Raw genomic sequence first — 13,750 nt, 5'->3', positions numbered from 1 at the left:
GTCGCGCGGAGAGCAGGGGCTGAAATCATTCCAGGACGCGCTCGTCGTGCGATATGTATGCGCTTGTTTCAAGCCGTAACTGCCCCTTGGCGGCTCAATCGCCAACGGAACGCAGCGCGCCGCATTACGCCGCCGCAATTCCCCGCGATACTGCGGGCAAATAACGAGCGAGCGTCACGCCGCGCGTCGCCATGAAGATCAGCAGCGCGACCCACAGCCCGTGATTGCCGTGCAACGCGAGCAGGACCGACGACGCCGCCACGAACACCGCAAGCGACACCCACATCGCCATCATCAGCTCGCGCGTACGCGTTGCGCCGATAAACACGCCGTCGAGCAGGAAGCCCCACACCGAGATCACCGGCGACAGCGCCGCCCACGGCAGATAGGTTTCGGCGGCCGCGCGCACCGCGGCTTGATCGGTGAGTCGCTCGATAATCCACGCACCTGCGCCCCAGTACACGCATGCGAACCCGATCGCGCCGAGCGCCGACCACAGCGCGGTGACCTTGACCGCCTGCGCGAATGCGTGGCGATCGCGCGCGCCGATTGCCGCGCCGACAAGCGCCTCGGCCGCATGCGCGAAGCCGTCGAGCCCGTACGCCATGAAGGTCTGAAAATTCAGCAGCAGCGCGTTGGCCGCGAGCGTTGCGTCGCCTTGCCGCGCGCCAAGATGCGCGAACCAGCCGAACGACGACAGCAGGCATAGCGTGCGCACGAAGATGTCGCGATTGAGCACGACGAGCCGCTTGAGCGCCGCGGCGTCGAACAGCGCGGCGCGGTCCAGCGCGGGCAGGCCGCGTGGTCTGCCGTGCCAGAGCAGAGCGAGGCCGAGCACGAAGCCGAGCGCGTCGGCGGTCGCCGTGGCCGCGCCGATGCCGGCCACGCTCCAATGAAACGCGTACACGTACAACAGCACCGCAACGATGTTGGCACTGTTGATGAACACCTGCGACAGCAACGCGAGCCGCACTCGCTGCGTGCCGAGCAGCCAGCCGAGGACCACGTAGTTGCCGAGCGCGAGCGGCGCGGCCCAGATGCGCGCGTGACAATAGACCTGCGCGTGCTGCTGGACGGCATCGCTGCCGCCGATCAGCCGCAGCGCGTAGGTGATCAACGGTTGCTGCACGAGCAGCACCAGCGCGCCGATCGCGGCTGCCATCAGCAGTGCCCGCACGACGGTGTTGCGTAGCTCGCCGCCCTGGTTCGCGCCGTGGGCCTGCGCGACAAGGCCGGTCGTGCCCATGCGCAAGAAGCCGAAGCCCCAGAACACGAAGTTGAAGAAGAGCCCGCCGAGCGCGACGCCGCCGAGATAGGACGCGTCGTCCAGGTGTCCGGCGACGGCGGTGTCGACCGCGCCGAGGATCGGTTGCGTCAGATTCGCGAGAACGATCGGAAACGCGAGCGCGAGCACCCGGCGGTGCCAGCGCACCGGCAGCACGGACGTGCTGGCTGCGTGCGCGGCGTCGCTCAAGAACGCTCCTGCACACAGACCCACGGCGAGACGACGACCGCCCACAGGTCGGGGTCGCGCGCGGCGAAATCGGCGGCCGTCTCCGACTGCACGCGCTCGATGAGGCCGGCGGACAGCCATTGCGCGACCTGAGCGGTGTTGTCGCTGGCGATCGCTTCGGCGACGCTCACCAGATCGAGGTCGCGTGCGACGCGCAGCAGCATGCCGCGCGCGAAGAAACGTTCGAGTTCGCTCCAGCCGATCTTGGCGGTTTCGCCGAGCAGCTTCGCGTAGAGGGGGCTCTGGGAGGCGTCGTTGGAAGTCATCGTAAGCGAGGGCGGATGGGGGCCGTCACTATAAACCAAAGTCGCTGGCCGGCAGCCCGCGCGGCGGCCTTGCGCAACGCGCTGCGCGGTCGTTCGCGCGACACCGGGCTGAGTCGGATTCTGAACCTGGACGCCCGCGGATTCAACGACGGCGGCTCGCCAACCCTGCCCAACTCACCGCCGCCATTAATCATCCGATTTTATTGAATCGGAAGCGGAGTTTGAATAAGGCTTCGGGTTAGTCGGTCGATTTGCGAATTTCGAATATTTCGCCATTCGCGAATTCGTTGTTGACGCGATAAACGAAAACTTATTCGGAGCTATCGTTGGGACTAATCGGTCCATTACGTGCGTTTCCGCACCAAGTTAATATCCGCAACCAGAAACGGCTTTAAAGCCCGATGAGTTAGCGTCATTCGGCCAAATCTCTTTCATCTGCTGTTTCGGGATGGCTTTCCGCTGATTGCCCGAGAACCTTGGCTGATGCGGGATTCGCGCGATCCGCGCTGGATGGATTCGCACGTTGAGTATTGCAGCGGCGGCGTATTTAGCCGGTCCCGTTCCGACATTTCCGATTCACGGATTGCGGAATCCGTACGGCGTGTAACATTGACCGCAAGATTAATAGATTGCGCTTGTAAATGCGGGTTGTTAGATTTCGTTCTGGCGCATGGTGAACCGGTCCTTTGCCGATATGCGCCGAACCCCCGTTAGCCCGGCTTCGTGCCGGGCTTTTTTTTAATAGGCTTGCCGGCGGCGCTGCCGTCATCATTGTTTGCAGCGAATCACCATCGAGCGGTTTTTCACATTCGCGCCGAAAATCCCACCGATCGTGCCGCCCGACGTCGCGCCGTTGTCGACGTCTTTCGATACCACATCGTACCCATAGTTGCCGCAGACTTGGCCCGCGCGCTTGTAACATTCGGCCCAGCTCGTGCTGGCATCGCTGCCGCTGCAGTTGATTGCGAAGCCGGTGTCGCCGCTCGGCAGATAGGTCATCGTGGTCGTGCTCGAGCAGCCGCCGAGGCCGCCGAGCGTCAGGAGGCCAAGACAGATCGTCGTAGCGGTGGCGACGCACGCGAATGGGCTCTTCATTTCAGATTCCTTGCAAATGACGGTAGCGGCGTGGACCGTAGCCACGCCGCTTCGAATTGAGCGTTCATCGCCCGTTGGGTTGCCGGTCCTGCGCCGCCTAGCGCGGCGGCAGCTCCTTCGACGGATCGATCGAGTGTCCCTGATAGCGCAACTCGAAATGCAGCATCACGCGATCGGTATCGGTGTCGCCCATTTCGGCGATCTTCTGGCCGCGCCGGACCGATTCGCCTTCCTTCACGAACAGCGCGCGGTTATGCGCGTAGGCGGTCAGGTAGTCGGCGTTGTGCTTGAGGATCAGCAGGTTGCCATAGCCGCGCAGGCCGTTGCCCGCATACACGACGGTACCGGGTGCCGCCGCGACGATAGGCGTGCCCGCTGCCGCGGAAATATCGATGCCCTTCGAGTTGGCGCCGTCGAAGCGGCGGAACACGGTGCCGTCGGCCGGCCAGACGAGCGAGATCGGCGCGGGAGCGGTAGCCGGCGGGGTAGCGGGCGCGGTATCCGCGGGCGCCGGACGCGGCGCGGCCGACACACTCGCGTTGCCGCCACCGCTGCGGATCGCGCCGCCTGTCGAGGCCGCGCCCGTGGGAGGCGTGACGCGCAGCACCTGGCCGACCTCGATGCTGTCGGGATTCGTCAGGTTGTTCCAGCGCGCAACGTTCTGCACCGATTGCCGGTTGTTGCGCGCAATTTTCGACAGCGTATCGCCCCGCTCGACCCGGTAGTAGCCCGGCCCCACCGGCGCCGACCCGCACGCGGCGAGCAGCGCGAGCCATGCCGCGCAGCCGAGTTGCTTGATTCTCGTTGTTTCCAGCATTGGACCTCGCAAAGCGCGGCCGCGCGCCGATCCCGATCACGCGGCACAGACAGATAAAACGTCGGATTCTAACGGTTTTGTGTTGCGGCCCCGGCCGGGCAGGGTGAGGGCGCGAGTGGCGGCCTCATCAGGCGCCTCGGCGGCCGCGGCCTTTTAGCCGGTTCTCTCGACGGTGATGCGCAGCGCCGCCGTTTCGGTCTGGGCAGGTTCGAGCCAGCGCAGACCCCGACCGTTATGGATCGCGTCGGGCAGTCCGAGCCACGGCTCCACACAATAAAAGTCCGACTGCGGCGTCTCGGTCCACGTCGTCACCGCGTACCAGGGTACCGAGCCCGGCCGCTGCAGATCGATCGTAATCACGCGGTTGATGCCAGGAGCCTCGACCCGCACCGGTCGATCCGGTGTGCCGGTCAGGCAATGGAAGCGGTCGTAGATGCGGTCTTCGTCGAGCGTGTAGCTCGCTTCGCCCGGCTCGGCGGCGCTGATCGAGCCGTCGTCGAGCTGACGACACCGCTCGGTGCGCGGCAGCTCGATCGTGGTCTCGCCCCGCTGCGCATGCGGCAGCGTGAAATAGAAGTGATGGCCGGCGTAGTAGGGCAGGCGCGTGTCGCCGGTATTGGTGGTCGTGAGCGTCACGTCGAGCGTGCGCGGATCGACGAGCTCGTAGGATGCCTCGAAGCGAAAGTTAAACGGATAGCAGGCGCGAGTCGCTTCGCTGTCGGTCAGGACCATGCGCAGGCCGGCGCCGTGCACGTCGGCGTGGGGCTCGAAGGGCAGGTCGCGCGCGAAGCCGTGCATCGGCAGTTCGCGCACGGTGCCCTGCGCGTCACGCCAATAGCCGATCTTGCCGTCGACGCGATGACGCCCGAGAAACGGAAACAGCAGCGGATTGCCGCCGCGAATCCGCGCGGGCACGCTCCAGTCGGCGTGCTCGGGCCAGTGGATGACCTCTTCGCCGTCGATCGTCCACGACAGCAGACGGCCGCCTGCTTGCGGCGAAAAGCGGAGCACGGAGGTGTCCTGGGCGATCTCGAGAATGTCCTGTTCCGGGGAGAGGGGCATGGTCAATGGGTAGCCAGATAGAGGTTGAGGGTCGCGCAAAGCGGACGCGCGCCGGTCGCTGCATGTGCATCGAATCGGCGTTTCGCGCCACTCGCCGCGGCTGCGCCGCGCGCGCGAAACAGCGATTTTGCGCTGCTTTGCGCTACGGGGAAACCCTTCCCGGGAAATTGCGGGTGTCGTAAAAGGGCGAACGCTACCGATAATTCGTCTCAGCGTCCGGTCAATCCTACTCCCGGGCGAATCGGCTCAGGAGACATCATGGATCTCGCAATGGCAATGGCGGTGGGCCTGTTCGGCATATTCACGGCCAGCACCTACTACTTCTTCCACTCGCTCAAACGCTGATTCCGCCACCTGTCGTCGGTCACCCTCCGCATCACATCGCGCTGCGTTCGTGCGCGCAGCGTGCTTTCTTGCTCTCGCGTAACAACGGTGTCGAGTTGTGACGCAGCGCGTCAATATTTCCCCGAATGTGACTTAACCGCTTGGCGCTGCCTGTGCAGCCAGGCATAATCGGTGCGCCTTTGACGCGCCGGCTTACTTTTTGTGCGGCGCGCAGTTCCCCGACACTTTCCTTACAAGGACCGCCGCGTGAACCTGTCGTTTCTGATCTTTCTGAGCGTGCTGCAAGGCGTCACCGAACTGTTTCCGGTGAGCAGCCTCGGCCACACTTTGCTCGTGCCGGCGGTGTTCGGCATGCATATCGATAAGCATGCGCCGCAATTGCTGCCCTTCCTCGTCGCACTGCATCTCGGCACCGCGTTAGCGTTGCTGTGGTACTTCCGCTCGCGCTGGGTCGCGCTGGTGCGCGGCTTCTTCGCGTCGCTGGGCGGCCGCCGCAACGACGACGGTCATATGATGTGGGCGCTGATCATCGGTACGATTCCGGCGGGTCTTGTCGGCCTCGTGCTCGAAAAGCGCCTCGAGGCGCTTTTTCATGATCTGCGGATCGTGGCGATCGCGTTGATCGTCAACGGCGTGCTGTTATGGATCGGCGATCGTCTGCAACGCGCGCGCGCGCACCGGCCTCCTGAGAAGCTGACGTTTCGCCAGGCGTTCTTCGTTGGCCTCGCCCAGATCGGCGCACTGATTCCCGGCTTCTCACGCAGCGGCCTGACGATGATCGCCGGCAATGCAGCCGGCCTCACTACCGAGAAAGCCGCCGAGTTTTCGTTCCTGCTCGGCACGCCGATCATTTTCGCGGCTGGCGTGCTCGAACTGCCGAAGCTGCTGCACGCACCGAGCCAGCTCGTCGACGCCGTGCTCGGCGGCGTCTTGACCGCGATCGCCGCGTACCTGAGCGTGCGTTTCCTGATGCGCTATTTCGAAGGCCGCGGACGCCTCGCGTCGTTCGGCGCGTACTGCGCGATCGCGGGGATACTGTTCCTCGGCTGGTTCATGCTGCATCCGCAGCCGGTCTGATCGTGCCGAGCGATCGGTTATAATCCGGGCCCGGTTGGTTTCAGGTCAGTTAGAATTTTGATTTGCGGGAAATCGGACGGCTCGCCGCGAGCGCCGGTTTCATGCAGATGCCGATCCATACGGCAGTAGCTCAGCTGGATAGAGCATCGGCCTTCTAAGCCGAGGGTCGGGGGTTCGAGCCCCTCCTGCCGTACCAGTTTTTTCTTGCTAAATCAGTCGCTTACGCCAATCTCAGCTCGGCGGTGTGAATTGAGAAAGAGCCCGTAGTCACAGCTCAGTGTGACTGCGGTGTGACTGATTCTAGCTTGCTCCGAGTCCTTCGGCAGCAAGTACCTTTCCCATTCATCGGCATAATGCTGTAATTGCGGCTTGTCCCGCCGCATTCTCGCAACATGCTAACAATGACCGCCCTCGAACAGCTTCTCGACACCTTCCGCCATGCCGCTGTCACCGAACGCGAGAAGGGAATGTATTTCGAAGAGTTGATCGTTTGCTATCTGCGCAACGAGGCCACGTACAGCGACCTGTACAGCGACGTGTGGACCTATGCGCAGTGGGCGGACCTGCAAGGGCTGGATAGGCGGGACGCAGGTATCGACCTCGTGGCGAAGACTCGCGGCACCGACGAGTTCCACGCGATCCAGTGCAAGATGTATGCACCCGATTACAAGGTCCAGAAGAGCGACATCGACAGCTTCTTCACAGCGTCGGGAAAGAAGCCATTCACGCGCCGGATCATCGTCGCCACGACGAACCATTGGAGCGAGCACGCCGAAGATGCCCTTCGGGACCAGCAGCCCCCTGTCAGCAAGATCGACCTGACCGCCCTCGAAGAGAGCCAGATCGAGTGGAGCCAGTACCAGCCGAAGACTGCTCCTGTCATCAGGGCGAAGAAGCAGTTGCGGCCCCACCAGAAGAATGCACTGGACGCGGTTGTTTACGGCCTAGCCGACGCCGACCGGGGCAAGCTCATCATGGCCTGCGGAACGGGCAAGACGTTGGGCAGCCTGAAGATCGCCGAAACGCTGACCGGAGCAGGCGGGCGCGTCCTGTTCCTCGTGCCGAGCCTGTCGCTGCTCTCGCAGACGCTCACCGAATGGACGCAGGAGAGCGGCGTCCCGCTGCATAGTTTCGCGGTCTGCTCCGATAGTGACGTGGGCAAGAAGCGCAAGAAGGACGACGACGAGGTGAAGACCTTCGTCCATGAGCTGCGTTATCCAGCTACGACGGATTCGGCCCGTCTGGCGGCAGAGATCGGCAAGCGACATGACGCGTCGCACATGAGCGTCGTCTTCAGCACCTATCACTCGATTGACGTCATCAGCCGTGCGCAGCAGCAGTTCGGGATGGCGGATTTTGATCTGATCGTCTGCGACGAGGCGCACCGCACGACGGGCGCAACTTTCGGCGACGATGACGAAAGCGCGTTCGTCCGGGTTCACGATGCTGACTACATCCGGGCGGCCAAGCGCCTGTACATGACGGCGACCCCACGCATCTACGGCGATTCGGCCAAGGCCACAGCCGAGCGCGACAACGTGGTGCTCTGCTCGATGGACGACCCGGCGCTGTACGGGGAAGAACTGTTCGTCATCACGTTCTCGGAAGCCGTGAAGCGGGGGCTGCTTGTCGATTACAAGGTGATCGTGCTGGCGGTGGAGGAAGCGCATGTGAGCCGCCGTCTGCAAGACCTGCTGCGGGACGACAACAATCAATTGAAGGTGGACGACGCCGCGAAGATCGTCGGCTGCTGGAAGGCGTTATCGAAGCAGGGGCTGACGCAAGACCTGATCGGTGACGGCGACCCAATGAAGCGGGCCGTGGCCTTCTGTCAGGTCATCGAGGTTTCGAAGGGTGCGAAGACACACAAGGTCAGCTCGAAACAGATCGCGGGGATGTTCCAGTCGGTCGTTGAGGCGTATCAGGAGCAGGACGAGTTCGAACAGGCGGTACGGCTTCACTGCGAAGCCGAACACGTAGACGGCGGGATGAACGCCAGCGAGAAGGAGGCGAAGCTGGCATGGCTGAAGGCGCAAGCCCCCGACAACACCTGCCGCATCCTTAGCAACGTCCGCTGCCTGTCGGAGGGAGTGGACGTTCCGGCGCTGGACGCCGTGCTGTTCCTGACACCACGTAACTCGCAGGTTGACGTGGTGCAGTCGGTGGGTCGCGTCATGCGCAACGCACCGGGCAAGAAGCGTGGCTATGTTGTCTTGCCGGTAGTAATTCCGGTCGGTGTTGAGCCGCACGAAGCCCTGAACGACAACAAGACCTACGCTGTCGTATGGCAGGTCTTGCAGGCGCTACGGTCGCACGATGACCGCTTCGACGCGATGGTCAACAAGCTGGACCTGATCGGCAGGGACACCAGCAAGATGGAAGTCATCGCGGTCACCGACAAGGTGCAGAAGAAACAGCCGAAGGCTAGGGGACCGAAGAACAGGGACGCCGGTAAGGGTGGCTTCACGATTGGCGAAGCAGTCCGGCAGCACACGCAGCAGGAACAGCACGAGCTGCAATTCGAGATCGGCGAAATCGAGCGCGCCATCTATGCGAAGCTGGTGCAGAAGGTTGGCAACCGCCACCACTGGGAAGATTGGGCGAACGACATCGCGAAGATCGCCCGGACCCACATCGACCGCATCACCGGCATCGTAGAGAACCCAGCGAACAAGAAGGAACGCGAGGCGTTCGACACTTTCGCCGTCGAGCTGCGCGACGACCTGAATAGCAGCATCACGGACGGGGAGATCGTCGAGATGCTGGCGCAGCACCTCATCACGAAGCCAGTGTTCGACGCCCTGTTCGAGAACTACAGCTTCGCGAAACACAACCCGATGTCACTGGCGATGCAGGGCGTGCTGGATGTGTTGCAAGAGCACCGGCTGGATAAGGAAGCCGACACGCTGGAGCGGTTCTACGAGAGCGTGAAGCTGCGTGCCGAGGGGATCGACAGCGCGGTGGGCAAGCAGAAGATCGTCGTGGAGCTGTACGACAAGTTCTTCCGTAACGCCTTCCCAAAGATGACCGAGCGGCTGGGAATCGTGTACACGCCGGTCGAGGTCGTGGACTTCATCATCCATAGCGTCGGCCATGTGTTGCAGAGCGAGTTCGGCCAGACCTTGGGGAGCAGGGGCGTCCACATCATCGACCCATTCGTTGGCACAGGCACGTTCGTGACGCGCCTGCTGCAAAGCGGTCTCATCAGGCCGGACGAGCTACCATACAAGTACAAGAACGAAATCCACGCAAACGAGATCGTCCTGCTGGCGTACTACATCGCCGCGATCAACATCGAAGCCGTCTATCACGGCATCGCAGGCGGGGAGTACCAACCGTTCGAGGGCATCTGCCTGACGGACACGTTCCAGATGTACGAGAAGGAAGACATGGTGGACGCGCTGTTGGTGCAGAACAGCGCCCGCCGAAAGCGCCAGAAGAAGCTGGACATCAGGGTCATCATTGGTAATCCGCCCTATTCGGTAGGTCAGGCAAGCGCCAATGACAACAATCGGAATGTAGCCTACCCGCATCTCGATCAGCGAATCACGGAGACCTACGCTGACCGTTCGGTGATGACATCGGTAAAACCACTTTACGACAGCTACATACGTGCGATTCGGTGGGCCAGCGACCGGATCGGCACGAGTGGTGTGATCGGTTTCGTGACCAATGCGGGGTATCTTGAGGCCGGTTCGTCAGACGGCTTACGGAAGTGCCTGGCCGATGAGTTCAGCAGCATCTATGTGTTTCATCTAAGGGGTAATGCCCGCACGTCAGGGGAACTGCGCCGCCGAGAGAAAGACAATGTGTTCGGTATGGGGAGTCGCGCTCCGGTTGCTGTCTCGATTCTGGTCAAGAACCCCGACGCCGCGCAGCACGGCCAGATTTACTTCCACGACATCGGCGACTACCTGACACGCGAGGAGAAGCTGGGCAGGATCGGCGCCTTCGGCGCTATCGACGGAATCACACAGGCGAATGGTTGGCGGACTATCACGCCCGACCAGCATGGAGATTGGCTGAATCAGCGTGACGACAGCTTTAACCAGTACATCGTACTCGGGGATAAGAAGAGCGATGCCGTCAAGCTGTTCGAGAGTTTTTCGCTCGGGGTGGTCACAAATCGCGATGCATGGTGCTACAACGGATCGAAGGCCGGTGTGGAAGCAAACATGAAGCGCATGATTGACTTCTACGATTCGGAAGTCTTGCGATTTAGCACCGTCAACAGTGCGCTAGACAGAAAGGCTCGGGAAGCCAAGGTGGACGGTTTCATTGATACTGATCCGAGCAAAATCAGTTGGACGCGTGGATTGAAGCAAGAGTTGGTGAAAGGGCGGCGCTTTGATTTTGATGAGAAATGTATCGTCCAAAGCCTGTACCGTCCATTCACGAAACAGTGGTTGTACTTCAATCGTCGCTTCAACGAAGTCGTGTCCTTGATGCCACGTATTTTCCCGCCGCAGGCTGAGAACCGAGTCATTATGATCAAGCAGCGTTGGACCGGCAATGGTCAGTTGGCGTTGATGGTTGATCGGGTTGTGGAACTGCAAATTGATGGCGGCGCGCAGTGCTTTCCTCTCTACCTGTACGAGGACATGGCGGAAGAGTTCGACGCAACTTCGCCACAAGGCGGGCTATTTGACGCTACGGCCCCACACAAGACTGGTCTCAATCGTCGCGATGCGATTACAGACGAAGGGTTGGCGCACTTTCAGAATGCATACCCGGGTGAACAATTTAGCAAGGAAGATGTGTTCTACTACGTCTACGGCTTGCTGCATTCGCCGGACTACCGCGAACGCTATGCCGACAATCTGTCCAAGGAGTTGCCGCACATCCCTTGCGTGAAAACTGCTGCTGACTTCTGGGCATTCTCGAAGGCTGGTCGTGAGCTGGCGGACCTCCATGTGAACTATGAGACGGTCGAGATGTACCCGTTGCAGATTGACAGCGGCGGACGGCCCTTGGCCGATTCGGACTACCGCGTCGAGAAGATGCGGTACGGCAAGCAAGGCAAGGACAAAGACCTTACGACACTGGTCTACAACGACACGATCACAGCGAAGGGCATCCCGCTGGATGCCTACGAGTATGTTGTCAACGGCAAGCCCGCATTGGACTGGGTCGTCGAGCGGCAGTGCGTCAAGACGGACAAGGATAGCGGTATCGTCAACGATGCGAACGACTACGCCATCGAGACGATGAACAATCCTCGCTATCCGCTCGAACTGTTCCAGCGAGTCGTGACTGTCAGCCTGGAGACGATCAAGATCGTCCGCTCGCTCCCAAATCTGGACATCGGTGAAACGGAGCAGGGGAACACCCCTGCAATACAATCGGCGCAACCGGCTTTACAAGCGGCGGGTTCCGTGCCGAGCCGACCTGCCGCCCGTTCGCCGCGCCGTCTTGTACGGTGAATCGTGCAACGCCCAGACCCAAAATTGCCTCGGCTATTCGCGGGCGCTTACGCCGCCCGCTTGCGTCCACGCGTCCCCATGCGCCCCGTCTGCGCATTCTCCACAGCGCGGGGAGGGAGCATGGTGCCCGGACGCGGGCTCTGCCAGCGTCGCATGCCTGCGGCGCGTTCCTCCTGCTGCTCGACGGTGACGACGCGGAGCGTGCGCTGACTTGCTCGCGTGACCGCCCCATGAGCGGTCAGGTACTGGGACCATCCGAGTACCTTTTGTACGCCCGTAACTTGACCGACGTGAAGGCAAGTGAGCCACGACCGACAACCCGCACCAGCAGCCTGAGTCGCCAATCTGGACCAACAGGGTAAACCGTAGCGGTCCATTGACGAGTCTGCCGGAAGTTGGACCAACAGGGTTGAATTCGAGAGTCGGTCCAGGTAGGATTGCGGTCCAATACCTAAACGGACCAAGGAGGCGGACATGCGCAAGGTGTACTACGGTCGTATCTCGACAGACGACCAGACGCTCGACAGTCAGATTGATGACGCGGCCAAGCAAGGTATCGAGCGGGATGATTGCTACGTGGAGACAGCCAGCGGCTTCAGGACGAAGCCAGAGGACCGGGAACAATGGCGGCACGCGATGACGGCGCTGAAGCGCGGCGGCGTGCTGTACGTGCGTTGGATCGACCGTATTAGTCGGGACATGGATGTTGCGAGCAAGACCCTGCGGGAGTTCATGGAGCGTGGTGTCTCAGTCCATTGCACGCTCACCGGACTGGTGTTTGATGCCACGCTGAAGCAGCCGTTGGACAAGGCCATGCGCAACGGCATGATTGAGTTCATGGCCGCGATGGGCCACGCGGACTACCTGAACCGGCGAGAGATGCAGGCACGCGGTATTGAGGCGGCGCTGAAGCGGCAGCCGGAGAAATACGCAGGTAGGGAACGAGTACACGACTACAAGGCCATTCGTGAGTGGCGCGCAGAGAACGGCACTGCCGGAAAGCCCGCGAGCATCGCTCAGACGGCCGCGCACTTCGGTATCGGCACCTCGACGGTGAAGCGTGCGCTACTGGACTCCGCTACATCTGTGTAGCGCAAGTTGTGCCGCACCGGGTGATTGGAGGGTTCCTCCGATTGTCACCGTGTCGATGCGAAGGCACGCCGGGGCGGTTCGGGCGGCGGCGCGGCGTTCTCATGTCCCATCGTTCGAATTTGTGTTCGATGCTTAGAACCCTGTTCGGGATACTGGACGGATGGTTGCTTTCATGATGTAATGTAGATGGTTGTGCGGTGTGAACAGCACTGGCAACCGAGGCCCGGATAGTTCGTCCGGTGCTTGAGAAAGGCCCGAATGTGAGTTTTGTGCAGCGCCCGAAGTGGGTGTTGTGCGATAGCTGACATTCGGGCCTTTTTGCGTTTACGGCCCGGAGTCGGACGCTTGTAGTTGCTCTTTGACAATTCGGATGAGGTTGTCGTCGGCTTGGTGGACCGACGGCAAGCCGGAGACACCCCGGCGACGCATTACTTCACTGGCGAGCCATGTCCGGCAGGGTGGCGCTTGTCTATCCGTATGGATCGGGCAACGCCGGACAAACATGAGATGTCATGCCCAGAGTCGGCGTGTCTGGGTATGCGCATCAGTAGCTATGAACTAACGGGGGTGGTTCCAATAAGACTTTTCTTTGGGCTTACCCCGACTAACTTTGGAGGATGAACGATTGCAGATTTCAACGTTGCAGGAACGTACTGCTGCTCTCGCGGCAAGGGCTCATGACCGCCTGTTGAGTACTCTCATGAACCGCAATGCTGTATCGGAGATGCATGAACGGGCGACGCAACAGATGCTGAACGGAATGGCTTCGCAGGCGGTAGGGCTTGATCGAGGCCGGTATGCGTACGGCTTACCGTGTGGTGGCGGGAAGACCCAAGGCGTCATCGCGCTAATCAGCGCATCGTACGAACTGGGACTGGAACTGTCCTTTGCCGTTGCTACTTCGCAGATCGAGGCACTCTGCGGTATCAAGCGAGACTGCGTATTCCACGCCAAACCGAACGCTGATTCCACGGCAAGCCGAGCTCGGATTCCACAGCAAAGCGAGCGCCGATTCCACGGCAAACCGAGCAGGGATTCCACGACTGCCCGAGCGCGAATT

9 protein-coding genes and 1 tRNA gene are annotated in these 13,750 nt (G+C 61.4%); 5 read left to right on the top strand and 5 right to left on the bottom strand.

Annotated features, from left to right (window positions below):
• Window positions 1–124: 124 nt before the first annotated feature.
• The 5 genes from LJ655_RS17640 to LJ655_RS17620 all read right to left on the bottom strand — a co-directional run bounded on the left by LJ655_RS17640 (window position 125) and on the right by LJ655_RS17620 (window position 4,753).
• The gene (locus LJ655_RS17640) at window positions 125–1,474 is read right to left on the bottom strand and encodes an MATE family efflux transporter (RefSeq protein WP_230562535.1); all 1,350 of its coding nucleotides are present in this window, start codon (window positions 1,472–1,474) and stop codon (window positions 125–127) included.
• Window positions 1,471–1,779 (bottom strand): DUF2288 domain-containing protein, encoded by a 309-nt coding sequence (locus LJ655_RS17635; RefSeq protein WP_230562534.1) that lies wholly within the window; start codon window positions 1,777–1,779, stop codon window positions 1,471–1,473. Before LJ655_RS17635 ends, LJ655_RS17640 begins: the two co-directional genes overlap by 4 nt.
• Window positions 1,780–2,547: 768 nt before the next feature.
• Window positions 2,548–2,874 (bottom strand): hypothetical protein, encoded by a 327-nt coding sequence (locus tag LJ655_RS17630; protein WP_230562533.1) that lies wholly within the window; start codon window positions 2,872–2,874, stop codon window positions 2,548–2,550.
• 97 nt (window positions 2,875–2,971) lie between these two features.
• Window positions 2,972–3,691, bottom strand: a complete 720-nt coding sequence (locus LJ655_RS17625; protein ID WP_230562532.1) for a peptidoglycan DD-metalloendopeptidase family protein — start codon at window positions 3,689–3,691, stop codon at window positions 2,972–2,974.
• Window positions 3,692–3,844: 153 nt separating this feature from the next.
• Window positions 3,845–4,753 carry an aldose epimerase family protein gene (locus LJ655_RS17620; RefSeq protein ID WP_230562531.1) on the bottom strand — a complete coding sequence of 303 codons (909 nt, stop codon included), beginning with the start codon at window positions 4,751–4,753 and terminating at the stop codon, window positions 3,845–3,847.
• Window positions 4,754–5,344: 591 nt separating this feature from the next.
• On the opposite strand from LJ655_RS17620, the gene LJ655_RS17615 reads away from it, so the two are divergent.
• The 5 genes from LJ655_RS17615 to LJ655_RS17595 form a co-directional block, all read left to right on the top strand.
• A complete protein-coding gene (locus LJ655_RS17615; RefSeq protein WP_230562530.1) occupies window positions 5,345–6,175 on the top strand; it encodes an undecaprenyl-diphosphate phosphatase in 831 nt (276 codons plus the stop codon).
• 119 nt (window positions 6,176–6,294) lie between these two features.
• Window positions 6,295–6,371 (top strand) — tRNA-Arg (locus LJ655_RS17610).
• A 205-nt stretch (window positions 6,372–6,576) separates the two neighbouring features.
• Window positions 6,577–11,598 (top strand): DEAD/DEAH box helicase, encoded by a 5,022-nt coding sequence (locus LJ655_RS17605; protein ID WP_230562529.1) that lies wholly within the window; start codon window positions 6,577–6,579, stop codon window positions 11,596–11,598.
• Between the two features lie 474 nt (window positions 11,599–12,072).
• A complete protein-coding gene (locus LJ655_RS17600; protein ID WP_230562528.1) occupies window positions 12,073–12,690 on the top strand; it encodes a recombinase family protein in 618 nt (205 codons plus the stop codon).
• Between the two features lie 700 nt (window positions 12,691–13,390).
• A partial coding sequence (locus tag LJ655_RS17595) for a hypothetical protein (protein ID WP_230562527.1) occupies window positions 13,391–13,750 on the top strand: 360 nt, incomplete at its 3' end.

This window comes from Paraburkholderia translucens (assembly GCF_020881035.1).
GTDB lineage: Bacteria > Pseudomonadota > Gammaproteobacteria > Burkholderiales > Burkholderiaceae > Paraburkholderia > Paraburkholderia translucens.
The sequence above is the reverse complement of the archived record's forward strand: the minus strand, read 5'-3'. Positions and strand labels throughout refer to the sequence as shown.

Excerpts from the sequence above, each read along its gene's own strand:
- LJ655_RS17600 (WP_230562528.1), top strand. The coding sequence starts at position 12,073 with ATGCGCAAGGTGTACTACGGTCGTATCTCGACAGACGACCAGACGCTC.
- LJ655_RS17630 (WP_230562533.1), bottom strand. The coding sequence starts at position 2,874 with ATGAAGAGCCCATTCGCGTGCGTCGCCACCGCTACGACGATCTGTCTT.
- LJ655_RS17620 (WP_230562531.1), bottom strand. The coding sequence starts at position 4,753 with ATGCCCCTCTCCCCGGAACAGGACATTCTCGAGATCGCCCAGGACACC.
- LJ655_RS17605 (WP_230562529.1), top strand. The coding sequence starts at position 6,577 with ATGACCGCCCTCGAACAGCTTCTCGACACCTTCCGCCATGCCGCTGTC.
- LJ655_RS17635 (WP_230562534.1), bottom strand. The coding sequence starts at position 1,779 with ATGACTTCCAACGACGCCTCCCAGAGCCCCCTCTACGCGAAGCTGCTC.
- LJ655_RS17625 (WP_230562532.1), bottom strand. The coding sequence starts at position 3,691 with ATGCTGGAAACAACGAGAATCAAGCAACTCGGCTGCGCGGCATGGCTC.